The 25,799-nt window shown below is 70.8% G+C and carries 25 protein-coding genes and 1 pseudogene; 13 read left to right on the forward strand and 13 right to left on the reverse strand.

Annotated elements, in window-relative coordinates; translation table 11 throughout:
• Nucleotides 1–521: 521 nt before the first annotated feature.
• From denD to NRP21_RS26285, 3 genes are all read right to left on the reverse strand, one after another.
• Nucleotides 522–1,514, reverse strand: coding sequence for a D-erythronate dehydrogenase (gene denD / locus NRP21_RS26275; protein WP_257719210.1), 993 nt, complete (start codon nt 1,512–1,514; stop codon nt 522–524).
• 70 nt (nt 1,515–1,584) lie between these two features.
• Nucleotides 1,585–2,958: an MmgE/PrpD family protein gene (locus NRP21_RS26280; protein ID WP_257719211.1), complete on the reverse strand. Its 1,374-nt coding sequence runs from the start codon at nt 2,956–2,958 to the stop codon at nt 1,585–1,587.
• Nucleotides 2,958–3,941 carry a Bug family tripartite tricarboxylate transporter substrate binding protein gene (locus tag NRP21_RS26285; protein ID WP_257719212.1) on the reverse strand — a complete coding sequence of 328 codons (984 nt, stop codon included), beginning with the start codon at nt 3,939–3,941 and terminating at the stop codon, nt 2,958–2,960. Before NRP21_RS26285 ends, NRP21_RS26280 begins: the two co-directional genes overlap by 1 nt.
• A gap of 160 nt (nt 3,942–4,101) precedes the next feature.
• Between NRP21_RS26285 and NRP21_RS26290 the strand changes: the two genes are divergently transcribed.
• The 3 genes and pseudogenes from NRP21_RS26290 to NRP21_RS28135 form a co-directional block, all read left to right on the forward strand.
• Nucleotides 4,102–4,857 carry an aspartate/glutamate racemase family protein gene (locus tag NRP21_RS26290; RefSeq protein WP_257719213.1) on the forward strand — a complete coding sequence of 252 codons (756 nt, stop codon included), beginning with the start codon at nt 4,102–4,104 and terminating at the stop codon, nt 4,855–4,857.
• Between the two features lie 88 nt (nt 4,858–4,945).
• The gene (locus tag NRP21_RS26295; protein ID WP_257719214.1) at nt 4,946–5,923 is read left to right on the forward strand and encodes a Bug family tripartite tricarboxylate transporter substrate binding protein; all 978 of its coding nucleotides are present in this window, start codon (nt 4,946–4,948) and stop codon (nt 5,921–5,923) included.
• A gap of 240 nt (nt 5,924–6,163) precedes the next feature.
• Nucleotides 6,164–6,517 (forward strand): annotated as a pseudogene (locus tag NRP21_RS28135) (Bug family tripartite tricarboxylate transporter substrate binding protein); the annotation flags it as partial.
• Nucleotides 6,518–6,556: 39 nt separating this feature from the next.
• Here NRP21_RS28135 and NRP21_RS26300 read toward each other — a convergent pair.
• Nucleotides 6,557–7,216: an aspartate/glutamate racemase family protein gene (locus NRP21_RS26300; RefSeq protein ID WP_257719215.1), complete on the reverse strand. Its 660-nt coding sequence runs from the start codon at nt 7,214–7,216 to the stop codon at nt 6,557–6,559.
• Nucleotides 7,217–7,308: 92 nt separating this feature from the next.
• On the opposite strand from NRP21_RS26300, the gene NRP21_RS26305 reads away from it, so the two are divergent.
• Nucleotides 7,309–8,340: a tagatose 1,6-diphosphate aldolase gene (locus NRP21_RS26305; RefSeq protein WP_257719216.1), complete on the forward strand. Its 1,032-nt coding sequence runs from the start codon at nt 7,309–7,311 to the stop codon at nt 8,338–8,340.
• Here NRP21_RS26305 and NRP21_RS26310 read toward each other — a convergent pair.
• From NRP21_RS26310 to NRP21_RS26330, 5 genes are read right to left on the reverse strand one after another with little or no spacing between them, the layout of a single operon-like run.
• Nucleotides 8,328–9,230 carry a PfkB family carbohydrate kinase gene (locus NRP21_RS26310; protein ID WP_257719217.1) on the reverse strand — a complete coding sequence of 301 codons (903 nt, stop codon included), beginning with the start codon at nt 9,228–9,230 and terminating at the stop codon, nt 8,328–8,330. The genes NRP21_RS26305 and NRP21_RS26310 overlap by 13 nt on opposite strands.
• Nucleotides 9,231–9,235: 5 nt before the next feature.
• Nucleotides 9,236–10,027, reverse strand: a complete 792-nt coding sequence (locus tag NRP21_RS26315) for a transporter substrate-binding domain-containing protein (RefSeq protein ID WP_257719218.1) — start codon at nt 10,025–10,027, stop codon at nt 9,236–9,238.
• A 26-nt stretch (nt 10,028–10,053) separates the two neighbouring features.
• Nucleotides 10,054–10,791, reverse strand: coding sequence for an amino acid ABC transporter ATP-binding protein (locus NRP21_RS26320; RefSeq protein ID WP_257719219.1), 738 nt, complete (start codon nt 10,789–10,791; stop codon nt 10,054–10,056).
• Nucleotides 10,760–11,425, reverse strand: coding sequence for an amino acid ABC transporter permease (locus NRP21_RS26325; protein WP_257719220.1), 666 nt, complete (start codon nt 11,423–11,425; stop codon nt 10,760–10,762). Before NRP21_RS26325 ends, NRP21_RS26320 begins: the two co-directional genes overlap by 32 nt.
• Nucleotides 11,425–12,096, reverse strand: a complete 672-nt coding sequence (locus NRP21_RS26330) for an amino acid ABC transporter permease (RefSeq protein WP_257719221.1) — start codon at nt 12,094–12,096, stop codon at nt 11,425–11,427. Before NRP21_RS26330 ends, NRP21_RS26325 begins: the two co-directional genes overlap by 1 nt.
• A 97-nt stretch (nt 12,097–12,193) precedes the next feature.
• Here NRP21_RS26330 and NRP21_RS26335 point away from each other — a divergent pair, with 97 nt between their 5' ends.
• Nucleotides 12,194–13,021: a MurR/RpiR family transcriptional regulator gene (locus NRP21_RS26335; protein ID WP_257719222.1), complete on the forward strand. Its 828-nt coding sequence runs from the start codon at nt 12,194–12,196 to the stop codon at nt 13,019–13,021.
• Nucleotides 13,022–13,200: 179 nt separating this feature from the next.
• Here NRP21_RS26335 and NRP21_RS26340 read toward each other — a convergent pair whose 3' ends face one another.
• Nucleotides 13,201–13,998 carry an IclR family transcriptional regulator gene (locus tag NRP21_RS26340; protein ID WP_257719223.1) on the reverse strand — a complete coding sequence of 266 codons (798 nt, stop codon included), beginning with the start codon at nt 13,996–13,998 and terminating at the stop codon, nt 13,201–13,203.
• Between the two features lie 149 nt (nt 13,999–14,147).
• Here NRP21_RS26340 and NRP21_RS26345 point away from each other — a divergent pair, with 149 nt between their 5' ends.
• The 8 genes from NRP21_RS26345 to NRP21_RS26380 all read left to right on the forward strand — a co-directional run bounded on the left by NRP21_RS26345 (nt 14,148) and on the right by NRP21_RS26380 (nt 21,976).
• Nucleotides 14,148–15,149, forward strand: coding sequence for a tripartite tricarboxylate transporter substrate-binding protein (locus NRP21_RS26345; protein ID WP_257719224.1), 1,002 nt, complete (start codon nt 14,148–14,150; stop codon nt 15,147–15,149).
• A 5-nt stretch (nt 15,150–15,154) separates the two neighbouring features.
• On the forward strand, nt 15,155–16,120 hold the full coding sequence (locus NRP21_RS26350) for an aldo/keto reductase (protein WP_257719225.1): 966 nt from the start codon (nt 15,155–15,157) through the stop codon (nt 16,118–16,120).
• A gap of 94 nt (nt 16,121–16,214) precedes the next feature.
• A complete protein-coding gene (locus NRP21_RS26355; RefSeq protein WP_257719226.1) occupies nt 16,215–16,562 on the forward strand; it encodes a VOC family protein in 348 nt (115 codons plus the stop codon).
• 25 nt (nt 16,563–16,587) lie between these two features.
• The gene (locus tag NRP21_RS26360) at nt 16,588–17,631 is read left to right on the forward strand and encodes an LLM class flavin-dependent oxidoreductase (RefSeq protein WP_257719227.1); all 1,044 of its coding nucleotides are present in this window, start codon (nt 16,588–16,590) and stop codon (nt 17,629–17,631) included.
• Nucleotides 17,628–18,509, forward strand: a complete 882-nt coding sequence (locus NRP21_RS26365) for an alpha/beta fold hydrolase (RefSeq protein ID WP_257719228.1) — start codon at nt 17,628–17,630, stop codon at nt 18,507–18,509. Before NRP21_RS26360 ends, NRP21_RS26365 begins: the two co-directional genes overlap by 4 nt.
• Nucleotides 18,506–19,513 carry a Bug family tripartite tricarboxylate transporter substrate binding protein gene (locus tag NRP21_RS26370; protein WP_257719229.1) on the forward strand — a complete coding sequence of 336 codons (1,008 nt, stop codon included), beginning with the start codon at nt 18,506–18,508 and terminating at the stop codon, nt 19,511–19,513. Before NRP21_RS26365 ends, NRP21_RS26370 begins: the two co-directional genes overlap by 4 nt.
• Nucleotides 19,514–19,538: 25 nt before the next feature.
• Nucleotides 19,539–20,537 (forward strand): Bug family tripartite tricarboxylate transporter substrate binding protein, encoded by a 999-nt coding sequence (locus NRP21_RS26375; protein ID WP_257719230.1) that lies wholly within the window; start codon nt 19,539–19,541, stop codon nt 20,535–20,537.
• Nucleotides 20,538–20,572: 35 nt separating this feature from the next.
• Nucleotides 20,573–21,976: an alpha/beta hydrolase gene (locus tag NRP21_RS26380; protein ID WP_257719231.1), complete on the forward strand. Its 1,404-nt coding sequence runs from the start codon at nt 20,573–20,575 to the stop codon at nt 21,974–21,976.
• 376 nt (nt 21,977–22,352) lie between these two features.
• Here NRP21_RS26380 and NRP21_RS26385 read toward each other — a convergent pair whose 3' ends face one another.
• The 3 genes from NRP21_RS26385 to NRP21_RS26395 form a co-directional block, all read right to left on the reverse strand.
• The gene (locus NRP21_RS26385; RefSeq protein WP_257719232.1) at nt 22,353–23,663 is read right to left on the reverse strand and encodes an amidohydrolase family protein; all 1,311 of its coding nucleotides are present in this window, start codon (nt 23,661–23,663) and stop codon (nt 22,353–22,355) included.
• A 140-nt stretch (nt 23,664–23,803) separates the two neighbouring features.
• Complete coding sequence (locus NRP21_RS26390) at nt 23,804–25,312, reverse strand: amidohydrolase family protein (RefSeq protein WP_257719233.1); 1,509 nt, start codon at nt 25,310–25,312, stop codon at nt 23,804–23,806.
• Complete coding sequence (locus tag NRP21_RS26395) at nt 25,309–25,797, reverse strand: (2Fe-2S)-binding protein (RefSeq protein ID WP_257719234.1); 489 nt, start codon at nt 25,795–25,797, stop codon at nt 25,309–25,311. Before NRP21_RS26395 ends, NRP21_RS26390 begins: the two co-directional genes overlap by 4 nt.
• Nucleotides 25,798–25,799 lie beyond the last annotated feature (2 nt).

Here is a 25,799-nt window from a genome sequence, read left to right on the forward strand (position 1 = left end):
CCGCGTCTTCCTGGCGAACGGAGCCGAGCCGCTGGGCTCGACCGTCGAGCGCTACGCCGCCTTCATCCAGGCTGAACGTGACCGGTTCCGGGAAGTCGTTCAGGCGACACGGATCACTGTGGAGTAGAATGCCTCACCGGACGGAGCGATTGGCGCCGGCCTCACCCCGAAAGGAGAGCGCCGAGCGTCGTCCGGCCGCATCGGTAGAGGGTTGTCCCCGCTCGCCGGCCTGGAGTGGGCAAGGCTCCCTCACTCCAGGGCCCTTTCCCCTGGCCAGGCACCTTCGGCCGCGCAGTCGATCATCGGCGTGCGGCCGCGTGGGAGTGGGCCCGGCCTCTCGCCCCGGCAAGGAAGCGCTGGACGCGCCGCCCCTCGATCGCCAGAGCCGTGGGGCGGAGAGCGATCCGACGGCCTGCTAGGCCTCGTATCCGTATCGAGCGCACGCGCGAGCGGTTCGGCTTCGCTATCCGGGGACACCTATCGGTACCCTTCTGCGGCAGCGTTGCTGAAGAGCCCTTCGACTATTGCCGCAAGTCGGCTTCTGAAGCGGCGTGGGCGCTTGGGAACTCGGCTCGGTACTGGCGGACAACAGCATCGAAGTCGCTGTCCCCAGTGAAGCCGAGCGCAGTCGCCCGCGAGGTGTCGAATGCGCCGGGCCATGAGCACACGATGTCCATGATCCGGCGATCCGGTGCCTCCCGCACCAGCGCACGGGCCTTGGGGCCGCCGATCCGCTCTAGGCTCCGCAGCATGTCGCCGACGGTGACGCAGAGGCCAGGGAGGTTCAGCGTCCGCCACGGCCCGATCCGCCCGCCATTCAGCGCCATTGCGTGAACGAGGTTGGCCACCGCCGCACCCGGCGAGGAGAGCCACATTCGGGTGTCCAGCGGGACAGGGCAGTCCGCGACGATTCCGGCCAGAGGCTCCCGGATGATGCCGCTCGCGAAGGAGGAGGCCGCGGAGTTCGGTCGGCCCGGCCGCACGGAGATGGTCGGCAGCCGACAGACCCGGCCATCCACGAAGCCCTTGCGTGAGTATTCGTTGACGAGCAACTCGCCGATCGCCTTCTGCGCGCCGTAAGTGGAGTTCGGCATGGTCGCCATGTCGTCCGGCACCACTTCCGGCATCGGGCCGCCGAACACGGCCAGTGAGCTGGTGAAGACGAAGCGCGGGGCCTTGCCAGCGGCGCGGGCGGCCTCGAGCAGGGCGCGGGTGCCGTCGATGTTCACTCTCGTGGCGAGATCGAAGTCCGCCTCGGACCCGCCGCTCAGTACCGCTGCCAGGTGATAGATGCCCGCTGTGTCGGCGCCAACGATCTGTCGCACGAAGCTCGGTTCCGCAATGTCGCCGGTGACGGAGACGACGCGCGGATCGTCCAGCGGACATGGCGACAAATCGATTGAAACGATGCCGTCGAACGTGGGCAGGCCATCATGGCGCCCGGTGCCGGCCAACAAGGCCCGGATGACACGGGTACCGAGGAATCCGGCTCCACCGGTAACGATGATCTTCATGCCGCCTCTCCGAAAAAGGGCTCAACGATCTCGGCATGGCTCCACGCCAGCACGGGCCGCTTCGGTTAGGTTACGAGGGGGCGGAGGAGCTGCAGAGGTTCAGCAGCGCGTCGATGCCAGGCTGATCCTCAAGGCTCGCAACAAGCTCCATGACCTGCCCCGCCTGGGCAGAGCCGATCACCGGCTCGGCAAGCGAGAGGAACTTGGCCTGGATGGCGGCATCGTCCATCGGGCGACGGCGGTCGCCCAGGGGCACCTCCTCCACGGCCTGCAGCCGCTCACCGCTCCTCAGCACCACCTCCACGGCGCCGGGGCGCCCGTCGGGAAAGAGGCGCTCGAACTCCGCATCGCCGACCGGCTCCACCAGGCTGGTGAGTTGCATGACGTCAGGGTCGCGGAAGCGGCCTTCCGCGAACTGACGTTCGGTGAGCACCCCGTCGCAGAGCGCCATGGCGACGCAGGAGGGCAGGCTGTGATCGGCGGTCTCCCGGTCCATGGGCCGGAACTTCGCGGGATCGGCCGCGCGGGCCAGGGTCTCCGGCCGAACCCGGGCCCGGATCGTCGCCACTTCCGCCAGCCGCCCGCGCAATGCGCCATGCAGCCGGATCGCGGCCGCCACTGGTGCCTGCAGGGCGTACTGCACGGGGTACTGCTTCAGGCTTACCTGCTCCAGACGCCAGAAATCGAAGTCGAGCGCGAGGGCCGCCGTGTTCTCAATCGGTCCCGCCGTCCGGCCGAAAAGCCATTCATAGGCCTCCAGCGGGCCGGTGAAGCCAGATCCGGCCAGGCGTGCGGCCGTGATCGCCGCTGCCGCATTCGCGGAGTAGCCGATCGCCTTCGCCATGCTCAGCTTTCCGTGGGACAGCGCGCCGAGCGTCAGATGCCGCATCCCGCCGAGCGCGCTGCCATGAGCCATGGTGCCGGCCGGTTGCCCCCAGGCCTTGCCGGCCACGTAGGGCACCACGAAGCCTGCCGCGCTGACATGGTGGAAGCCGCGGTCCTGGAAGGAGAAGGCATCGCAAAGCCGGATCTGTACCTCGTACCCGGCGACGATCGCCTCGATCAGCGCGCGGCCGCTGCCGCCGGCCTCCTCGACGCAGGCGATGGCGACAGGGATGTTCTCCGCGGGGTGGCAGATGTCGCGTGACCAGTAGACATCCATGAAGTCGAGGTAGCGCACCATGGCGCCGTTCACGCCCGCCGCTCCCTCCGCGGTGGTGGGCCGGCCGCTGCCGAGGCATCGCGCGGCACCCGGGCGGGCGTCCGGGGGAGGGGGCAGGATTGCCTCCAGCCTCCGCACCGGCTCCGCACCGACACCCCCAAGCGCGCAGCCCAGTGTGTCGAGGACGAGGAGCTTCACGGCCCGGAGCGCCGTGTCCGGCAGCCGGTCGAGCGAGATCCCGGTGACGAACTCGGCGATCCGGAGCGAGAGGGGCGCCGCCATCAGAAGGTAATCCCCGTCCGCTGGACGATGTCGCGGACCAGGGCGCGCTCCCGCACCAGCCGCTCGCCGAAGACGGCGCGGCTCTCCTGGCCGGGCTCGCCGCCCATGCGGCGGAAGGCTTCCTGCACCTCTGGGTTGTCCACCGCGGCGCGGAAGGCCCGGTCCAGCGCTTCCATCACGGGCTCCGGCGTGCCCGCACGGACGAAGGCGGCGTTCCAGCTCGTCAGGTCGAAGCCCGGCAGGCCGGCCGAGGCGATGGTCGGGATGCCTGGCAGCAGCGGGCTGGGCCTCTCACTCGTCTGACCCAGGGCCCGTGCGCGGCCGGTCTGCACCACCAAGTCCAGCGAGTTAGGGGTGATGACCGCGGCTTCCAGGTTCCCGGCCGCCAGGTCGCGCGCGGCGTCGGCACCGCCGCGATAGGCGACGTGCTCCATGGCGATCCCCGCGCGGTGGCCGAGCAGGGCGCCTGCCAGGTGCCCGATGCTGCCGACCCCCGGCGTGCCGAAGCCGATGGACTTGCCGGTCCGCCCGTGCGCGACGAGGCCCGCGACGTCGCGCGCCGGAAAGGCGCCGGTGACGCCGAGGACATAAGGCTGCGACACGGCCATGCCGAGCGGAACGAGATCCCGTTCGTAGTCGAAGGGCAAGTCCTTGACCGCGAAGGGAACGATGAGGATTGAGGGCGTGTCGAAGAGAAGGATGTGCCCGTCCGCTGGGGCGCCGGCGACGAGGCCGGCGCCGATGGAGCCACCCGCACCCGTCCGGTTCTCCACCACCACCGATTGCCCGAGCACCGCCGCCATGCGCGGCGCGATGAGGCGCGCCACGGTGTCGGACTGCCCGCCGGGCGCGTAGGGCAGGACGATGCGGACCGGGCGGCTGGGGAAGGGGGCCGTGCCGCCCGTGCTCCCCTGGGCGCGTCCCTTCCCAGGCACAAAGGGCGCGCCAAGTGCCGTGAGGAGAATGGTACGGCGCTGTGTCACCTCGGTCGTCCCCCAGTCGTTCTCGTTGGCGGGCAGGGTAGATCGAGGAGAGCCCGGCCGGCCACTGGTCTCCCCCTCGTCAGCTCCGGCGGCCGGGCCCGCTGCCTTGGGGGAGGTCGGGCAAGGGTCTAGGGTCCCTCCGTCCACGGGAGGAAACAGAATGAGTGAGACACGACGCGGCCTGCGGTCCCCCGTGCGGGTCGCCTTCGTTATCGGCGGATACCCGGAGGAGGAGTTCCGCCTTCGCGAACGGGCCGCCCTGGCCTATGCCTCCCCGGAGGTGGAGATCGGCATCGTTCGCACGCCCGCCTCGCCCTTCGTGCACGGACTCACGCCCGCCGAGGTCCAGCTCGCGGCCCCCGCCTTTATCGCCGCCTTCCGGCAGGCGGAGAGAGAGGGCTACGACGCCGTCGTGCCGCTCGGCACGCTCGACCTCGGTGTGGATGGTGGGCGCTCCGTCGTGGATATCCCGGTCGTCGCGCCCACCGAGGCCATGCTGCATGTGGCGAGCTTCCTCGGCGACCGCTTCGGGGCACTCGTCTATCACGACGACCTCATCCCGCTCCTCCGGGCCATCGTCCGCCGCTACGGGATGGAGGAGAAGGTGGTGGGGTGGCGGGCCACAGGGATCGACCTACCGGACCTGAGCGCCAATGCGCAGGCCATGGCGGAACGGTTCATCGAGGGCGCGCGGCGCCTGGTGCGGGAGCAGGGCTGCGACGTGATCCTCGCCATGGGCGTCACCCAGTGCCCCGTCCTCTTGGATGCGTCCGTGGTGGAGCGCGAGGTCGGCGTGCCCGTGGTGGAAGGGATCGGCGCACCACTGCGGCTGGCGGCGATGCTGGCGGGGCTCCATCTCCGGCACAGCCGCCTTCGCTGGCGCCGCTCCCGCGCCTTCGACCAGCCGGACGCCTAGGGCGCTCCCGCGCCGTGCTCCGGCGCGCTAGGGTGCGGGCCCAAGGCTCCGGCGGAAAACGGGGCTTTAGAAAAATGGAGGAAGGTTCATGGCGGGCAGCACGAGGCGCGGCGTGATGGTGCTGGGCCTGCTCGCCACGGGCGGCAGCGCCCTTGCCGTGGAAACCCGCTATCCCGAACGTGCCGTAACCCTCGTCGTGCCGGCGGCACCGGGTGGGGGAGGGGACTTCACGGCCCGCCTCCTCAACGAGGCGCTGACCCGCTCGCTCGGCCAGCCCTTCGTCGTCGAGAACCGGGTGGGCGGCAGCGGCAACGTCGCCTCCATCGCCGTGGCGCGGGCCGCGCCGGACGGGTACACGCTCCTGCTCGCCTATTCCGGCACCCATGTCGCGAACCCCGCGCTGTTCCCGAACCTGTCCTGGGATCCGGTGCGCAGCTTCGCGCCCGTTGCCCTGGTATTGCGGGCGCCGCACGTCGTCGTGGTGAGGAAGGATCTGCCCGCGCGCACGCTGGCGGAACTGGCGGAGCTCGCGCGCCGCAGCCCCGGCCGGCTGACCTATGCCTCCTCCGGCGCCGGCACGATCCAGCATATCGGGGGGGAGCAGTTCGCCCGCCTTGTCGGCGCGCCGATGGTCCACGTGCCCTATCGCGGGGCCGGGCCGGCCATGAACGACCTCGTGGCGGGGAACATCGACCTAATGATCACCACGCCTCCCTCCGTGGCCGGACTCGTGCGGGACGGCTCCGTCCGGGCCCTCGCCATCGCGGGGCCCACTCGCCACTCGATGCTGCCGGATGTGCCGACCGCGGGCCAGGCGGGCTTTCCCGGCTTCGAGCTGGAGGCCTGGTTCGCCGTCTACGCCCCGGCCGGCACGCCGCAGCCCGCCGTCGAGCGCCTTTCCGCCGAAATCGGCCGCGTGGTCGCGACGCCGGAGTTCCGCCGTCGCTGCGAGGAGAGCGGAACCTACGCCGCCTACATGAACCCGACGGAGCTGGCCGCCTTCACCGGCTCCGAGCTGGCCCGCTGGTCCGAGCTGATCCAGCGGCTTGGCATCCGGGCGGAATAACGGGCAGGGGGACTGACGGGCCGAGAAAGAACTTGCGCGCTATTCGCCGTCCGACTGGCGGCTCTGGACCGGTAGAGCGGCACCCATCACCGGAGCCTTGCCGAGACGGCCATGTCGCGCCTCGAGCGCCTCTCGTATGCCCGACACCATGGTCCATGCTCTGATCAGAGACCTCTGATACTGTGGCTAGAATGCGGCAACTACGCCGGGTCACACGGCGCGCGGATGAAGGAACGCCGCATGCAGGAGACCGGGCCGGGTGCTTGCCGCCGCACCGTTCTAGGGGTGGGTACGGCCGCGCTCGGCTTGGCCGCGCCCCGCGCGGCACGCGCCGAGTTCCCCGACAAGCCCATCCGCCTCATCGTTCCCTATGGCGGCGGGGGCAGACCGACATCGTCTCGCGCCTCGTGGGAGGCGATCGGCCAGCGCCTGGGCCAGGGGCTGCTCGTCGATAACCGGCCGGGTGCGGCCGGGAACCTAGCCGCGGAGATGACGGCGCGCGCGCCCGCGGACGGCTACACTCTCATGGTCGGCACGTCTGGGTCCCTCGGCGGCGTCAACGCCGCGCTCTACCGGAATCTCGGCTACGACTGGCAGAAGGACCCAAGGGAGGGTCACCGAGCTTCGTCGCCTCTAGGCCTCGTGCAGCGCGGCCGCGATGGCGTCCATGAGAAGGGGCGGGCTTGCCAGGACGGGCGCTGGGAGCGCGGCCGCCAGGTCCGGCTGCAAGTGCGCCAGCGAGGCCTGGGCGAGTACGAGAACGTCCACGGCTTCCCCGAGCTCGCCGGCGGCTTCGCGGATCATGGCGTCGTGCCGCCCCCGGTCCCCCGCCATGAGGGCGGCATAGGCATCGGGCCTCACCAGCGGCGCGATTGTCACCTCGCGCCCCTGCCCGGCCGCGTGGGCGCGCAGCAGGGCCGTGCTCGGCTCGACCGTGCTGGAGGCGGTGCAGAGCAGGCCGATGCGCGGTCCACGGCGGACGGCCTCGGCCGCCATGGGGTCGTCGATCTTCAGCACGGGCTGCGGGACCACATGGCGCGCTATGTCCACGGCAGGGGAGGTCGAGGAGCAGGTGACGACGACGAGGTCGGCCCCTGCCTCGGCTGCGAGGACGACCTGGGACACCACGCGGCGGTAGACCAGCGGCTTCGGCGCGCCCCGTAGCAGGTCCTGCAGCAAGCTCTCGTTGAGGATGTGGAAGCTGTCGGCCTCCGGATGGGCGGCGCGCATCCGCTCCCGGAAGTTCTCTACCAGGAAGCCGACCGTGTGGATGAAGCCGATCCGCTTGGCCATGACACCCTCCTCGAGCAATATGGACAATTTATTCCAATCTTCCATATCTGGAAAAAATACGCCATAACGCTGCCACTGACACGGGGGAGACGATGCAGATTTCGGCAGGCAAGCTCTGGTCGCTGCGGCGGCTCTCCGACCCCCGCGGCTTCTTTACGATGATCGCGGTGGACCAGCGCCCGGGCGTGGAGCAACTGGTGGCGGAGCGCCACGGCAGCCCGGACTGGGAGGAAATCGGCAAGATCAAGCGCCTGCTGATCGAGGAGCTCTCGCCCCACGCCTCCGCGATGCTTTTGGACCCGCAATACGCCTATCCCTACGCCAACCTCTCCGTGGACCCCTCCCGCGGCCTGCTGATCACCCTGGAGCAGTTCGCCTGCGAGGAAGGGCCGGGCGGGCGGAAGACGCTGATCTACCCGGGCTGGTCGGTGGCGAAGATCAAGCGCCTGGGGGCGGACGGCGTGAAGCTGATGCTCTGGTACCGCCCGGACGCCTCGGCGGAGGTGCTGGCCCACCAGCACGCCCTGGTGGAGAAGGTGGGGCGCGAGTGCCGGGAGCACGACATCGCATTCCTGCTGGAGCCCCTGGTCTACCCGCTGGGCGGCAGCGCCGCCGGGGATTCCTACCACGAGGATTCGGGCAAGCGGCCGGAGATGGTGATCGCGACCGTCGAGGAGTTCCGCAAGGAGCGCTACGGGGTGGACATCTTCAAGCTGGAAACCCCGATCGCCGCCAAAGTCATCGTCGATCCCGATGATGGCAGCGCGGAGGCGGCCAAGACCCAGGACTGGTTCAACCGCGTCGATGCCATGCTGGACCGGCCCTGGGTGATGCTCTCCGCCGGCGCGGCAATGGAGCCCTTCCGGCGCATCCTCACCTACGCCTTTCGCGCGGGGGCCAGCGGCTACCTGGCAGGACGCGCGATCTGGTGGCCGGCGGCACTGGAATACCCGGACTGGAACGCCTTCCGCACCCGCGTGCGGGAGCACGGCCTGCCCTACGTCTCCCTCGTGCAGTCCCTGCTGGCGCAGCACGGTCGTCCCTGGACGGCCAAGCCTGCTTTCGCCGAGGGGCTGGCCCTGCAAGGCGCTGGGCCGGGGTTCCTGCAGTCCTACCAGGGCTGAGCCAGGAAGGCCTCGACCTCCGGCCGGGAGGGGACGCCTGCCCGGCCGCCGGCGCGGGTGCATTTCAGCGTGGCGGCCGCGACAGCGAAGCGGGCGGCCTCCGCCAAGGTCATCCCCTCGGCCAGCCCGAGCGCGTAGGCGCCGTGGAACACGTCCCCGGCGCCGAGTGTGTCCACCACGGCCACTTCGGGCGGCCGCAGGCGATGCAGCGCGCCGCCATCCAGCCATAGATAACCCTCCGGCCCCGTGGTCACGCCGAGCACCACACCGGGCAGGCGTCGTTGCAGGGCATGCAAGCCGGTCCCGGGCTCCATCTCGCCGGAGTGGTGTCGCAGGGCGGATTCCGAGAAGACGACGTGCCCGGCTAGGCCGATCAGTGCGGCCGCTTCGGGCAGGGGTCCGAGGTCAGCGTCCAGCACGGAGGGGATGCCGTGCCGCCGCGCGATGTCGAGCGCGTGGGCTCCGCCGAGAGGCCAGCCCATGTCCACCAGCACCGCGCCGCAACCCGCGACCCGCGCCGGGTCGATCCAATCCGGTGGCACCTGGAGGTTGCGGCCGGGAAAATTCAGGATCAGCCGCTCCCCGGCCGCATCCACGGCCACGGCGGACCAGGCGGATTGTGCCTCCTGCAGCTCCGCGATTCCCGCAACGTCCACCCCGTAGCGCGCCAGCTCCGCGCGGATCACCCGCCCCGTGTCGTCCGCGCCGACGCGGCCGAAGAGCCGGGCGCTGCCGCCCAGCGCCGCGATGGCGACGGAGGCGGTAGCGGCGGGGCCGCCGCCGGCTTCCGCCACCGCCGTCGCGTAGAGCTTCGTCGCCTGGGTCGGGAGGGATGGCACCGACAGGATGCGGTCATGCACCGTCATCCCGATGCAGGCGACAGAGGCCATGCGGATCAGGCATCCGCCAGGGGCAGCAGGTCCACGCCGGTGTAGCGCTTGAAGGCTTCGGCCAGGCGCCCGTCCGCCTTGGCCTTGTCGATAAAGCCGTTCACGGCGCGGTGCAGCTCCTCGCTGCCGTGGCGCATGCCGATGCCGATCATCTGCGTGCCGAGAGAGAGCTTCTTCTCATAGTTGCGGCCGGGCTGCAGGCGGTTGGTCTGGGCGGGGATGAGGAAGCCGGTGGCGCAGGCATCCACCTGGCGGGACATCAGCGCCTGGATCGTGCTGGCGTCGTTGTCGTAGCGCATCATGATCGCGCCCGGCGCCTTCTCCACCACGATTGGGTCCTGGATGGCCCCGCGCACGACGGAGACGCGCTTGCCCTTCAGGTCTTCGAAGCTGCGGATCTCTGTCGCCTGCGGCGCCATGATCACGCTCTCCTGCGCGCAATAGGGCTTGGAAAAGAGGATCTGCTCGGCGCGCTGCGGCGTGATGGTCAGCGTGGCCATCACCAAGTCGGCCTTGCCCGTCAGGATGAAGGGGATGCGGTTCTGGCTGGTCACAGGCACCAGCTCCATCGGCACGCCGAGGTCCTGCGCAAGCATCCTGCCGACCGTGATGTCGTAGCCGTCCGGCTGCATGGAGGTGTCCAGCATGCCCCAGGGCGGGTTGTTCGTGTCCATCGCGATCAGCAGCTTGCCGCGCCGCTTGATGGCGTCGAGCGTCACGGCGCCCGACTGCGCGCGGGCCGGCACGGCGGCCATTGACAGGAGCGGCGCAAGGGCGAGAAGGCTGCGGCGGTTCATGGTTCTGTTCCTCCCTTTGTGTTTCTTCAGTCCCGGACGCTGATGGCCCGGACGAACTGGACGAGTTCCGGCGTCCGGGGCCGCTCGAAGATCTCGGCGGGTGTGCCCTCCTCGTGCACGCGGCCGGCGTGCATGAAGATCACGCGGCTGGCGGCACGGCGCGCGAAGCTCATTTCGTGGGTGACCAGCAGCATCGTCATGTGCCGGGCGGCGAGGTCCTGCACTACCTCCAGCACCTCGCCCACCATCTCCGGGTCGAGGGCGGAGGTGATCTCGTCGCAGAGCATCACCTTCGGCTCCAGGCCCAGGGCGCGGGCAATCGCCACGCGCTGCTGCTGCCCGCCGGAGAGGGCCGAGGGGTAGGCATCCGCCCGCGGGGCGAGGCCGACGCGCTCCAGCAGGGCCTGCGCGGTCGCGGCCGCCTCCGCCTTGTCGCGGCCGAGCACCACGCTCTGCGGCAGGGCCACGTTCTCCCGCGCCGTCAGGTGGGGGAAAAGATTGAAGCTCTGGAATACCATGCCGACGTCCTGGCGCAGCGCGCGGAGCGCCCTCGGGTCACGGCTGACGTTGTGGCCGGCCACCGTGATGCTGCCGCCGTCGATGGTTTCCAGCCCGTTGATGCAACGCAGAAGGGTGCTCTTGCCCGAGCCGCTGCGGCCGAGGATCGCCACCACCTCGCCGGCCGCGATGTCGAGCGACACGCCGTCCAGCACGGTCTGGCTGCCGTAGCGCTTATGCAGAGACTGGACCTGGACGATCAACATGCAGCCTCTTCTCCAGCCGACGGCTGAGCAGGGTCAGGGGGAAGCAGAGCACGAAATAGATCGCCGCCGCGACGAGATAGACGCTGATCGGCTGGAAGGTGAGGTTGTTCACGAACTGCGAGGCCTGGGTCAGCTCCTGGAAGCCGATAATCGAGGCGAGCGAGGTGTTCTTAATGATCTGCACCATGAAGCCCACCGTCGGCGGGATGGCGATGCGGATGGATTGCGGCACAATGACGTGGCGGAACTGCTCCATTCGGCTGAAGCCGAGCGCGGCGGAGGCCTGCCACTGACCACCCGGCACCGCCTCGATCGCGCCGCGCCAGATCTCACCGAAATAGGCGCCGGCGTAGCAGGAAAGGGCGACGGTGACGGCGAAGTAGGCGTTCTGGCCTAGACCCGTGAGCGCCAGCCCGAAGAAAACGAGGAAAAGCAGCATCAGCAGTGGCGTGCACTGGAACAACAAGATCCAGGCCCGCGCGAAGCCGCTGGCGAGGCGGTTGCCGGAGACGCGCATGAAGGCGAGCAGCAGCCCCAGCGCGCCGCCGCCGACGTAAGCGATGAGGGAGAGGATCACCGTCCAGCGCGCGGCCTGGAGCATGAAGAGGAATTCGGGCGTGCCGAAGCTGCGCATCAGAGGCGGCCCCGGCGCGCGAACCACGCCACGTCCGCCCAGGCGAACAGGAGCTTCAGCGCGAAGGCGATGACCAGGTAGATGAGGGTGACGACGATGTAGACCTCGAAGGGACGGAAGGTCTCCGTCTCCAGCACGTGGCCCACCGCCGTCAGTTCCTCTGCGGAGACGGTGGAGACGACGCTGGAGCCGAGCATGACGAGGATGAACTGGCTGCCCAGCGCCGGCGCCGCCACGCGGAGCGCAGGGAAGAGAACGATGTGGCGGATGATGTCGGCCGTGGAGAAGGCCAGCGCCCGCGCCGCCTCGATCTGCCCACGCGGGACCGCCATGATGCCAGAGCGGATGATCTCCGTGGTATAGGCGGCGCAATTTACGGACATGCCGATCAGCGCTGCCGTGACCGGGTCCAGCGAGATGCCGATCGAGGGAAGGCCGAAATAGATGAGGAAGAGCTGGATCAGGAAGGGTGTGTTGCGGATCACCTCGACATAGGCGCCGATGATCCGGTCCGCCCAACGTCCGGCAAAGGCCCGCAACACCGCGAAGAGGGTGCCGAAGACCAGCCCGGCCACCATGGCCGCGATGGAGAGCTGGACCGTCAGCCACGCACCCTTCGCGAGCAGGCCGAAGCTCGCGAAGACGGTCCCGAACTGGAACGTGTACTCCATTCTTCCCTGGCTTTCTTCCCGGCGCCGAGGCTAGACCGATGAAGAAGATGTTTCAACTTTCGATTCGTGGAAAATTGGTTCCAATGGAACGGGATGGATGGAGCGCGCGATGACGCCGGACGCGAGACGCGACATCCTACTGGAGGAGTTGCGGCAGCGGCACGCCGACCTCAGCCCCCGCTTGCAGCAAGCCGCACGGCACATCCTGGACCACCCGAACCAAGCGGCCCTGAGCACGGTGACAGAGCTGAGCGCGGCGGCGGGCGTGCAGCCCTCCACCCTCATCCGCCTCGCCCAGGCCCTCGGCTTTCCAGGTTTTTCCGACATGCAGAAGGTGCTGGTGGACGCCCTAGCCACCGCGTCTTCCAGTTATGGCGAGCGGGTGCATCAGCTCCGCGCGGCCGGGGCCAGGGCCGGGGAGGGGGCGGCGGGCCTGCTGCGGCATGCCGGGGAGCTGAACCAGATCTCGCTGCAGAACCTGATCGACACGGTCGATCCCGTGGCCCTGGAACGCGCCGTCGCCATCCTTGCGGCCGCTCCCTTGGTGCACGTCGTCGGGCAGAGGCGATCCCATCCCGTGGCGGGCTACATCGCCTATGGCCTGACCCGCTCCGGCAAGGCGGCCCGGCTACTGGCCGGTGCCGCCGGCATGTTGCGGGACGAGGTGGAGACCATGCGCCCCGGCGACGCGCTCGTCGTCATCAGCCTGCACCCCTATTCCGACGAGGCGATCAAGGCCGCTGCCTGGGCCTCCGCGCACGGCGTCTCGGTCGTGACGCTCTCCGACGGGCCGCTGAGTCCGCTGCTGGCGTCCGCCTCGGTCTCGCTCGATGTCCGGGATGCGGAGCTCTTCGGGTTTCGGTCCCTCGTGGCCCAGATGTGCCTCGCGCAGGTGCTGGTCCTAGGTGCCTTGCAGGCCCGGTGAGACGGCGCGGGCGCGGGGGCGGCGACACGGGTGCAGGGGACTTGATTGCATTCCGGCGTTCGCTCGGCCGTGCATCCTTCTCCGGATGGTCTCCGTGCCGGGTTGCGGGCACAGGTGCCACCCGGCGGCTGGGCTGCCATCCGCACCACCGCCTTGCCATCCGGGCTGCGGCCCGTCCCCTACCCGGAAGCAGGGTCCGCCGACATCTGCGCCGCCCCGCCCAGCGCCGCCGTGGCCCGGGCAGCGCAGGCCAGGAGTTCCCGGACTTCCGCGCTCCCCCGCTCCGTGCTCAGCGAGTTCTGCGATCCGATGATGCTGAGGGCGAAGCGGATGCCGCCGCTCCAGTCTCGGACCGGGGCGGCGGCGGAGGCGTAGCCGGTGCCGTCGTCGCGCCGGACGACGACGTAGCCAGCCTCGCGCATCTCCCGCCGCGCCGCCTCAACGATGGCTGGTCCTGACAGGGTCGCGGTGGCCCCGGTCCCCCGCTCGCGCCCGATCAGCGGCAGGGTCGCCGCCTCGGGGAGGCAGGCCGCGAAGACCTTGCCCGCCGCGGTCGCCGTGATGGAGAGAAGGCCGGTCCGGAGCTCTAGCGCCGAGCGCCAGTCGCCCTCCTGCTTGAAGAGGCTGACCGGGCCGTCATCGGTCCAGGCCGTCACGGCAGCGCTGTGGCGCGTGGTGTCGCGCAGGGCCGTCACCTCCTGCCGCGCGATCTCGAAGCCGTCGATCTGCTGGATGGCGCTCATCCCCAGCGCGACGGCAGAGGATCCGAGCCGGTAGTGACCGGGCTTACCGTCAGTCGCCGCGAGCCCCGTGCGGACGAGGCTGACGAGGTAATTGTTGGCCGCGCTGGGCGACATCCCCGCTCCCGCCGCGATCTCCTTCAGCGGCAAAGGGCGACGGGAGGCCTGCAGGACTTGGAGCAGGCGAAAGGCGATCTCGATGGACTGGATGCCGCGCCGGGCCGGGATTTCGCTCATGGGACTCCGTGCGGCGAATGCCCCTCCATCCTCGTTGACAGAAGAGGAGGCCGCCCGCCACCATACAACATAACTAGAAGTATTCAATATAATTGAATAATCGCCGCGCTTTCTTCGGGGCGAAGCGGCAACGGGCGGAGGAAGCGATCATGGACGATGTCGCGAGACTTCTCACCCGGCGAGCGCTCCTCGCCGCAGGTGGCGCGCTTGCAAACGCCTTCTGCGGCCAAGCCTTGGCACAGGGGCCCTCGCCAAACCTCTCGGCACGCCCCGTCACCATCGTCGTGCCCTTCGCCCCGGGCGGTCTGGCCGATGTCACCGCTCGGCTAGTGGCAGAGAAGCTGCGAAGTGGCCTCGGAACCTCCGTCGTGGTCGAGAACCGGCCCGGCGCGGGCGGCATCGCCGGCGCCCGCGCCGTCGCCGGGGCTGCGCCGGACGGGTCCACGCTACTGGTCGCCAATACCAACTTGGCGATCAACCCCAGCCTCTACCGCAGCCTACCCTACGACACGGAGACAGCCTTCGCGCCGGTCATCCTCGCGCTCACGGTGCCGAACGTCATCGTCGTCCGCTCCGGGCTGGCGGCCCGGAACCTGGGGGAGCTGATCGCGCTTGCTAGGGCAGAGCCGGGGCGACTGAATTACGCATCCGCCGGAAGCGGCACCTTCCCGCATCTCGCCATGGCACTCCTCCTGCAGAGCGCCGGGATCGAGATGGCGCACATTCCCTACAACGGCGCGGCCCCGGCCATGTCGGCGATTCTCGCGGGGCAGGTGGAGGTGCTCTCCTCCGATCCGCCGGGGGCGATGCCGCAGATCGCGGCCGGCGCCCTCCGCCCGCTCGCCGTCACCTCCTCCGCCCGGCTCGCCGCGATGCCGGAGGTACCCACCGCCGTGGAGGCCGGGCTGCCCGGCTTCGAGGCTGTGGGCTGGCAGGGCTTCGTCGCCCCGGCGGGCACGCCGGAGCCGGTGATCCGCGCGCTGAACGCCGCCATCACCGCCGCGCTGGCCGCGCCCGACGTGCGGGAACGGCTCCTCTCCCAGGGCGTCGCCTTCGCGCCCGGGACGCCGGCCGCCTTCGGCGAGTTCCTGCGCCGCGACATCGAGCGCTGGCGCGGTGCCGTCGCAGCCTCCGGCGCCCGGGTGGAGTAGAGGCGGTGGAGGAGCGAAACCTCGGCCGCTCGGGCCTGCGCGTCTCGGCCGTGGGGCTGGGCTGCAACAACATCGGCGGGCGCTGCGACTGGGAAGCCTCCCGTGCCGTGGTGCACGCGGCGCTCGACAGCGGCATCACCCTGTTCGACACGGCCAACGTCTACCCGCGCGGCGACCGAGGCCGTTCGGAGGAGTATCTCGGCAAGATCCTCGGCGATCGGCGGAAGGAGATCGTCCTCGCGACGAAGGTCGGGATCCCCATGGATGGCGGCCGCCTCGGCGGCCTCTCCCGCCGCACGGTCATGGCCTCCGCCGAGGAGAGCCTGCGGCGCCTCGGCACGGACTGGATCGACCTCTACCAGTTCCACCGTTTCGACCCGCTGACCCCGGTGGAGGAGACGCTGCGCGCGATGGACGACCTCGTCCGCCAGGGCAAGGTCCGCTACATCGGCTGCTCCCGCTTTGCCGCCTGGCAGGTCGTGGACGCGCTCTGGACATCGCAGGTGAACGGGCTGAACGCCTTCGTCTCCTGCCAGAACGAGTACAGCCTGCTGGCGCGGGAACCGGATCTCGGCCTGCTAGATGCGATGGCCGCGAAGGGGCTGGGCATGCTGCCCTATTTCCCGCTGGCGAGCGGGCTGCTGACGGGCAAGTACCGCCGGGACGCGCCGCTGCCCGGCGGCGCGCGCCTGTCCTACACGCCCGAGCTCTCCGGCCACTTCGTCACGGACCACAACTGGGCCGTGCTGGAGCGGCTGGAGCGGTTCTGCGCCGCGCGCGGCCGCACGCTGCTGGAACTGGCCTTCTCCTGGCTGCTCGCGCGTCCGACCGTCGCCAGCGTGATCGCCGGCGCGACGCGGCCGGAGCAAATCGCCGGGAACATCGCGGCCGCTGGATGGAAACCCGGCCCGGAGGACATGGCGGACATCGATGCGATCACCGCGCCCGTGCGCCGAGCACCAGCGCCCTGAGGGTCATTTCCGTTGACAGGGCGGGTGCTACGGCGAGATCATTCAACATAAGAAAACACATACAATATTGTTGTATGTAAAGGGAGGACCTGGGGTGCGGCTACGGAGCGTCTACACCGTCATCGGTGACATGGACGCGGCGGAGCGCTTCTACAGCGCGGCGCTAGGCCTCTCGCCCGCCTTCCGAGACGGCGCGCGCTGGTGCCAGTTCCGCCTCGGCGAGACGAGCTTCGCCCTCAGCTCCGCCGAGGAGGCGGCGCCCGGCGCCTCCGGCAGCGTGCCGGTCTTCGAGGCCGAGGGGCTCGATGAGGCCGCGGCGCGCGTCGAGGCGGCCGGCGGCACCCTGCTGGGGCGGCGCGACATGGGCGCGCACGGCATCGTCCTCAGCTGCGCCGACCCCGAGGGCAATCCCTTCCAGATCTTCGCCCGCGCCACGGCCTGACTCAGCCGCGCACAGGAGCCACGCCATGCAGTTCGGAATTTTCGACCAGAACGACCGCGGCTCCCTGCCGCTGGCCGACCAGTACGAGCAGCGTCTCCGTCTGGCCGAGCTCTACGAGGCGGTGGGCTTCGACCGCTACCACATGAGCGAGCACCACGCGACGCCGCTGAGCATGGCGCCCTCCCCGAGCGTCTTCATGGCGGCCCTGGCGCAGCGGACGCGCCGGCTGCGTCTCTGCCCGCTCGTCTACCTCCTGCCGATCTACCACCCGCTGCGCCTGGCGGAGGAGATCTGCATGCTGGACCACCTCAGCCGCGGGCGCTTCGAGTTCGGCGTGGGCCGCGGCGCCTCCCCGCACGAGCTGGCGGCCTATGGCGTGGATGCCGCGATCGCGCCGCAGATGTACGCGGAATCCCTGGAGATCATCCGCGCCTTCTTCGCCGCGGGCGAATCCCTGAGCTACGAGGGGCGCTTCTGGCAGCTGGACGACGTGCCGGTGGAGATCCGCCCGCTCCAGCAGCCGCAACCGCCGCAGTGGTACGCCCTGGCCTCCCCGGATTCCACCGTCTGGCCGGCGCGGAACGGCGTGAACGTCCTCTGCGGCGGCCCCGTGGCCCGCGTGCGCGCGGTGACGGACCGCTACCGCGCGGAATGGCGCGCCGCGCACCCGCAGGGCCTGCCCGAGGGCGCGATGGAGCCGCGCATCGGCGTGAACCGCTACATCCTCGTCGCCGACACGGACCGGGAGGCGCTGGAGCTTGGCCGCGCCGCCTGGCCGGTCTTCTACCGCCATTTCATGAAGCTCTGGCACAAGCACGGCACGCAGCCCGTGAACGCGAAGCTGCCGCCGGACTTCGACCAGCTCCTCGCATCAGAGCACGCGATCGCCGGATCGTCCTCCACCGTGCGGGACCAGCTGGTGCGGCAGGTCAGCGAGGGGGGGCTCAACTACCTCATCGGCAACTTCACCTTCGGCGGCCTGGCGCAGGCGGATGTCGCTGCTTCCGTCCGCCTCTTCGCGGCCGAGGTCATGCCGGCGCTCCGCGCCCTGAGCCCCGTGCCGGCATGACGGCTCTCTCCGCCGTCGACGCCGCGCTTCTCGCGGCGGACCTGCCGCCGCTGCGGCAGGTGGCCCTGTCCGGGGGCGGCACGATCGAGTACCGCGAGGCCGGGCCGGCGGGCGCGCCCGCCATCCTGCTGCTGCACGGAACCGGCTCCAGCTCCGCCGGCTACCGGGCCCAGCTCGCGGGGCTGTCGGACCGCTTCCGCGTCGTCGCCTGGAACGCACCGGGCTATGGCGCCAGCACGCCGCTGGACGCGGCCGAGCCCACGGCGCTGGACTATGCGGAGGCAGTGGCGGGTTTCATGGACGCACTGGGCATCGCCCGCGTGGCAGTGCTCGCCGGCAGTTCCTGGGGCAGCGTGATCGCGCTGAATCTCACGGTGGCGCGGCCGGCGCGCGTGGCGGCCCTCGTCCTCTCGGCCCCGAACACGGCGCGCGGCGCCCTGCCCGCGGAGGCGCGCGCGGCCGCCCTGGCTGAGGCGCGGCGCAACCTGCCGCAGCCCGGCGCGGACCGGCGCGCCGTGGCCGACCGTCTCCTCACGCCCGATACGCCGGAGCCGGTGCGGGCGCTGGTCGAGCGGCTGCGCGACGACCTGACCCCGGCGGGCTGGCTGGGCGCGATGCACATGATGTTCACCACCGACACGCCCTCCATCATCGGCCGGGTGGAATGCCCCGTGGCGATCCTGGCCGGCACGCGCGACCGGATGGCGCCGCTGGAGCTGCACGCGGAGAAGCTGCGCGCGGCGAAGCCCGATGCCGCGCTGCACGTGCTGGAAGGCCACGGGCACATGCTGAAGCTTGAAGCGCCCGGGCGGTTCAATACGATCCTGCGCGACATGGCGGAGGGCCGACAGAGCCCGGGCCAGGAAGGGAGGAAATGATGACGCACGGCACGAGGCGGCCGACCCGCGGCCTGCTCGCGCGGAGCCTGCTGGCCCTGGCACTCGCCGCCGGCCTCGCGGGGCCTGCCCTCGCGCAGGGGGGCCTGCAGCCCGGCGGCGGCACGGTCCGGCTGGTGCTGAACAGCGCGCCCGGCAGCGCGGCCGATGCGGTCGCCCGTGTGCTGGTCGAGCCGCTGGCCGAGATCCTCGGCCAGCCCGTGGTGGTGGAGAACGTGGCGGGCGGCGGCGGCGCGGTCGGCATCGCGCGCGTGCTGCAGGGGCGGCGGGACGGCACCGCCATCCTCTCGGCCGTGTCCGGCACGCTGATCGGCCCGATGCTTGATCGCAGTCTGCCCTACGAGATCGGGCGGGACCTGATCCCGGTCTCCCAGACCACCGCCGCCATGGCCGTCTTCGTCGTGCGCCCGCAGCCCGGGGTGGCCACCCTGCGGGACTTCGTCGCGCGCGCGAAGGAGGCCGGGCAGCCGCTGCCCTTCGGCAATTACGGCTACGGCTCCTCCTCCCATCTCCAGGGCATGCTGCTGGCGCGGGAGACGGGGCTGGAGGCCGAGGCCGTGCCCTTCAACGGCACCTCCCAGCTCATCACGGAGATGATCGGTGGCCGGCTCTGCTGCGCCTTCATCGATGTGGGCTCGGCGCGCGACTTCGTCCGCGCCGGCCAGCTCCGCCCGCTCGGCTCCACTGGGCCGCGCCGCGCGCCTGATCTGCCGGAGCTGCCGACCCTGACCGAGCAGGGCCTAGCCAATTTCGAGCCGCAGATCTGGCAGGGCATGTTCCTGCCCGCCGGCACGCCGCCCGAGATCGTCGCCGCCCTCGGGCGCGCGCTGGGGGAGGCCACGCGCCGCCCCGGCCCCGCGGCCTTCATTCGCAGCATCGGCTACGAGCCCGTCGGCAGCACGCCGGCGGAGTTCGCCGCCATGATCTCGCATGACACGCCGATCTGGCGGCGGATCATCGACGAGACCGGCGTGCGCATCAAATAGCGCGGGGTAGGGAGGGGAAGGGACCATGTGGAACCCGGGCACCACGCCCAGCCTGCGAGGGCGACGGCTTCTCCTGGCCGGGGCGGCAGCGCTGCTCCCGGCCTCCCGCGCCCGGGCCCAGGTGGCCGTGCTGGACCGGCCCGCGCGGATCGCCATTGGCTACCCGGCCGGCGGCTCCATCGACATCTTTGCCCGGCTCTACGCCGAGCGCCTGGCCGGCCCCTACGCACCCTCCGTCATCGTGGACAATCGCCCCGGCGCTTCCGCGAGGCTTGCGGTGGAGGCGGTGCGGGGGGCCGCGCCGGACGGGGCCACGATCCTCTGCACGCCGGAGAGCGTGCTGACCATCACGCCGCACATCTACCCCACTACCACCCGCTACGACGGGCTGACGGATTTCGCGCCCGTCTCCGCCATCGCGGCTGCGCCCTTCGCCTTCTGCGTCGCGGCCGGCCATCCCGCGCGGACGCTGGCCGAGTTCGCTGAATGGGCGGCCGGGCAGGCGGAGGTGCCCTACAGCAGCCCCGCCGCCGGCTCCATGCCGCAGCTCCTGGCGGAGGTGTTCGCCCGCCGGCGGAACCTCCGCATGACCCATGTCTCCTACCGCGGCACGGGAGCCGCGCTCGTGGATCTCGGGGCAGGGCGAATCTCGGCTCTCATGACCACGCTGGGCGATGTCTCCGGACAGCACCGGGCGGGGGCGGTCCGCATTCTCGCGGTCACGGCGGCGGAACGGCTCGCCAAGCTGCCCGAAGTGCCCTCCTTCGCCGAGCTGGACCTGCCTGACGTGACCGGGGAGACCTGGAACATCCTCATGCTGCCCGCGGGCACTCCGGGACGGGTTGTGGAAAGCCTGCACGCCGCCGTGGTCCGCGCCGCCGCGGATCCGGCGCTGGGAGCCCGGTTGGACGCCATCGATTCCTCGGCCCGCACCTGCACGCCGGAGGAGCTGGCGGCGCGCCTTCGCGCGGAGTACGCCCGCTGGCGGGACATCGTGCGCGCGGTCGGCGCCGTCGGCGAGTAGCGGCCCGGGCACCCGGGAGCGGAGAGGATGATGCCATGCGAACGCGCCTTCTCGCCCTGGCCGTCGCGGCGGGCCTTCTTGGTCCCTGCACCGCCATGACGGCCGCCGCGCAGGAGGTGACGAACCGTTTCGTGCGCGTCGCGCCGCGGGTGGCCGGCGTGGTCTACGCGCCGGCACAGCCGGGGCCCGCGGCACAGGTCGCCGTCGTCGTCATGCACGACAACAACGACTTCCTGGACCACCCCGCGACGGTGAACCTCGCGCGTCGTGGCTATACGGTGCTGGCCGCTAATCCGCGCCACGCCCCGGACCTCGACGACCGCGACATGGATTTCGACAACGCGCTGGCCGATCTCGGCGCCGCCATGCGCTACGCGCGGCGCCTGCCGGGGATCGGGCGCGTGGTGCTGCTCGGCCACTCCTCCGGCGCGCCGCTTGCCGCCGCCTACCAGAACATCGCGGAGAACGGCGTCCGGGCCTGCCAAGGGCCGGAGAAGATCGTGCCCTGCCCGGATTCCCTGGCCGGGATGGAGCCGGCGGACGGCCTGGTGCTGCTCGACCCCATCTTCGGGCTGGGCGCCAACGTGCTGACCTCCGTGGACCCCTCGCAGGATGCGGGAGAGGCCGCGGCCGCGCTCGACATCTACGCGCCCGCCAACGGCTTCACCCCGGCCGGCGCACAATACCCGGAGGCGTTCCGCACCCGCTTCCTCGCCGCCCAGGCCGCGCGCAACGCCCGGCTGATCGATGCGGCGCTGGAGCGGCGGCGGGCGCTGGAGGAGGGCCGCTCGGCCTTCGGGGACGATGAGTCCTTCCTCGTGCCCGGCGCTACCCGCACGCCGCGGCTCTGGCGCCCTGACCTGTTGTTGCTGTCGCGCACGCGCGGCGGGCACCCGCTGCTGCGCGGCGACGGATCCGTGTCCACGGAGGTGATCCGTTCCGTTCGCGTGCCCTCGGGCTTGACCAACGCCGTCCCGGCGCGCAGCGACCGGGAGGACCGGCGGGGCGCGGCGGCTGCCGCCTCGGTGGCGGCGAAGCCGCTGCTCCTCGGCGGCTCGCTGGACACGACGGTCCGGCGCTTCCTCAGCACCTTCGCCAGCCGCAGCACGCCGGACTACGCGATCGGCGAGGACCGGGTGACGGGGATCGACTGGAACTCCTCTTACAACAGCACGCCCGGCAATCTGGAGGGGGTGGCGGCGCCCATGCTGGTGATGGGGATGACCGGCCATTACTGGATCGTCTCGGCCGAGACTGCCTACGAACAAGCGGCGAGCCTGGACAAGTCAATCGCCTTCGTCGAGGGAGCGACGCACGGCTTCACGCCCTGCGAGCCTTGCGCCCGGGTGCCCGGCCAGTTTGGCGACACGATGAAGCGCACCTTCGACCACGTCGCCGGTTGGACCGCAACGCGCTTCGTACCGGGCCGGCCCAGGTAACGGTTATTTCGGGACGGCCGCACTCCCACGGTGAGCCTGTGGACAGGTCCGCCGGCTCGACGCGCCGTCAGCCTTCTGTCCCGGAGATCTCGACGATCCGCAGCCAGCGCGCCACGTCCTCCTCAACGACGCGCGCGGGCCCTTTAGCGGGTCGAAGTTGGTAACGCTGCCATCGGCCTGTATGCGTTCCACGATCTCCGGCCTCTCGCCGATTTCCGGGAGGCAAATCTTGGCCGAAAGCTGCCTGTCTGCATTTAAGCTGTTGATATGCGAAAGCCGACCTGCCCCGCGTCCTGTCAGTTAGGCAACGCCGACGCAAGGCGGCCAGCATTTGCTTCACTGATCAAAGGCAGCCGCCGGGAAGTGCCCGTTAATCCTACCTGCAACGATGCATACCGGCTTCGTAGAAGCCCCGGAGAGCATCACGCCAGGGAGCGACGGCGTCGAGCCAGCTGCTGTAGCCTTCGGCACCGTGCCGGGCCTGCGCGTCCAACTCTGCCTGAACCGCGGCGAGATCAAGGCCTGTCAGCCGACCGTCGCGAACCACTTCCCGACCGGCGACAACAAGATGCCGGAGGCTCTGGCGGGCCGCCCGCTGGGCCACCAGTGCCATGTCGGGCACCTCGACCAGCAGGTCGGCCGCGAGGCCGGTGCGGTCCAGCACCATGGCATCCGCCGGGCCGCCCGGCAGCAGCGCCGTGTCGGCTGCCCTCTCGCCCGTGACGATGCCGCGCCCCCCATGACATGCGGCACGGAACAGGGCGTCCAGTGGCACGCCCTCGTTCAATGAAACGCCGCGATGGAGAAGCGCATTCAAGCGTAGCTCTCGAAAACCATCGTCGTCGTCATCCACGCTGAAGCCGTCCAGCCCTGTGGCCAGCGGAACCCCAAGGCGATGCATCTCCGCCATCGGCGCGATGCCGTTGCGCAGGTGCAGGTTCGAGCTGGTGTTGACCGAGACGGCGACGCCGCGTTCCGCCAGCAGCTCCATCTCCTCCGGTCGCAGCCAGGTGGCGTGGGCGATGGAGAGGCGTGGAGAGAGAAGGCCGAGGTGATCGAGGTGACGGACCGGCCCTTCCGGATGCTCGGCATCCAGATACTCGCGCTGCACCCGGGATTCGAGCAGGTGCATGTGCACGCGCCGGCCGGTCAGGGCGGAGCGCTCCGCAATGGCGGCGAGCATGGCGTCCGAGCACCATTCGAGGCCGTAGGGGCCGTACTGCACGTCTATCAGCGGGTCGTCACAGGAGGCGGCGAGCGCGTCGGCGATCCGCATCTGCTCGGCGGCCTGCGGGGGTGGATTGAGAAAGCGCGCCGTCACAAGCTCGCGGACCTCCGGCGGCAACATGGCGAGGATGCGCTCGTCCGGTGCGTAGCCCAGCGCGTTGCGGTCCCGCATGGAAACGGCAATGGCGACGCGGACGCCCACCGCACGGGCGGCGCGCACGACGTCGCGCAACTCCTCCTCCAGCCGTTCTGGCCGCTGCGGACGGGTGTAGTGGACCATCACGGCGCCGCAGCCGCCGAGCGCCTGGCGGCCTAGGGCGGCGGCCACGACGAGCCAGGGGTCGCAAGCTGGCGTTCCGGTCATGGTCGCCAGCCACAGCTCCAGCGGCAGGTCGAAGGCGCCGAGGGCCGTTGGGCGGACACCGCGGGCGTGGTCATGTGCGTTGGCGAAGGGCGGCATGAGGATGTTGCCCGTCGCATCCTCTCCCGCCGGCTCGGCTGCTTCGATCCGGTCGGCCCGCAGGGCGAGGCGAACCGGCCCGCAGGCGGCGCAGCCCCCGGCCCCGAAGCGAAGGGGCCGGCCCTGGAGCAGCACGCCGCTCAGTGCAGGCCTCCATCGTCGAGGGCGTAGCGGTCGAAGGGCAGCGGATGGGCGCGGCTGCGCGCCTCCAGGCCGATCAGCGCGCCCATGAGCGGGGCGCGCCTTTGCCGGAGCGTCGCCAATTCGTCCGCGATCGCGCCCTGCCTTGCCTCCGCCTCCGCCGCGAGGGCGGCGGGATCGAAGCCAGTCGGGCGCCCGTCCCGCAGGGCGATGCCTCCATCCACGAGGACGTGGCGCAGCGAGCGGGCGGGCTCGGCATGAACGAGCTGGCGCACGGCGCTGTTCAGCGGAACCCAGGCGGGGTCGGAGAGATCGAAGAGGGCGAGGTCGGCGCGGTGTCCCGGGCGCAGGCCGCCGACGAGGCCCGCCAGCCCCAGCGCCTTCGCGCCGCCCAGCGTCGCGGCGCGGAAGGCGGCGATGGCGGCCTCCTCCGGCCCGCCGGCCTGCATGGACCAGTAGAGGGCGGCGTGGCGCATGGAGGAGAAGAGGTTCTGCGCGTCGCCGGCACTGCTGTTGTCACATCCCAGGGCAATGCCCACGCCCGATCGCGCGTAGCGGCGCACGGGCGCCGCACCGTTCAGCAGCTTCAGGTTGGCGCCGGGATTATGGGCGAGGTGCCCGCCCGCGCCGCCGAGACGCGCGATCTCCTCGGATCCGATCCAGACGCCGTGGGCGATCACGAGACGCTCGTTCAGCAGGCCGTGGCGCTCGAGGTAGCGGATGAAGGAGCCTCCATCGGCCGGATAAGCCTGCCGCGCCAGCACGGCCTGGGCGCGCGTCTCGTAGACATGGGTACAGACCGGCAGGCCGCGCTCGCGAGATAGGGCGGCGGCCCATTCGAGCAGGGCAGGGGAGCAGCGCTGCGGCGCTGAGGGAGCAAGGACGCTCCGGAGAAGGGGCCCTTCCACCCGGTCCAGCAGCTCCTCGGCCAGTCGCATGCCGGGCGCGGGATCGGCGTCGCCGGGAAGGGTGGCCAGGATCTCGGGCGGCAGGGATTCGCGCGCGAAAGGCAGCGTGTCCACCATGGCCCGATCGCCGAGCTGCCAGCCCAGCAGGGCGCGCAGCCCGATCGTGCGGTGCGCGTCGATCACCGCCTCGGCCTGGGCACGGTCGGCGCCCTGCAGCGTCACCATGTCTTGCACGGTGGTGATGCCGTGTATCAGACATTCGGCGGCGTGGAGACGGGTGCGCAGATGCACCTCCGTATCCGGGCGGCGCGCCCAGGCGCTTGGAAAGGCGAAGGCGCCCCAGGTATCCAGCGGCAATCCCTCGAAGCAGCCGCGCAGCAGCGTGTCGTGGGAGTGGGAGTGCGCGTTGACGAAGCCGGGAGCAACGAGGAGCCCGCGCGCGTCCAGGCGTTCGGCATCGCCGCCACGGCGCGTTGCCTCCTCGCCCGTCGCGACGATCCGGCCCTCCTTGATCAGCAGATCGGCCAAGGGCGGGCGGTGGAGGTCGTCGCCCTCGGGGTCCAGCAGGCGACCGCCCGCGACGAGGAGGGGGCGGCTCATGCGCGCAGGCTGGCCGCGGCCGCCTGCACGGCATCCACTATGGCGTGGTAGCCCGTGCAGCGGCAGTAGTTGCCGGAGAGCGCCTCCCGGATCTCGGCGCGGGAGGGATCGGGGTTGCGCTCCAGCAGTTCCGCCGCCTGGAGCAACATCCCCGGCGTGCAGAAGCCGCATTGCAGCGCGGCGCGGTTGAAGAAGGCATCCTGCAGCGCGCGAATCCGGCCACTGCTCGTCGCGCCCTCGATCGTCTCGACGGCGGCGCCATCGGCCTGCACGGCGAGCATGAGGCACCCGCGCACGACGACCCCGTCCACCTGGACGTGGCAGGCCCCGCATACGCCGTGCTCGCAGCCGACATGGCTGCCGGTGAGGCCGGCGCCGTGGCGCAGCCAGTCCACCAGATTCTGCCGCAGCGGCACGCGGGCGCGGATGGCTTCGCCGTTCAGGGTGAGGGCAATGTCGGCGGTGGGTTCGTCAGGGAGTTCCACGG

Source organism: Roseomonas populi (genome assembly GCF_024594815.1).
Classification (GTDB): Bacteria; Pseudomonadota; Alphaproteobacteria; order Acetobacterales; family Acetobacteraceae; genus Roseomonas; species Roseomonas populi.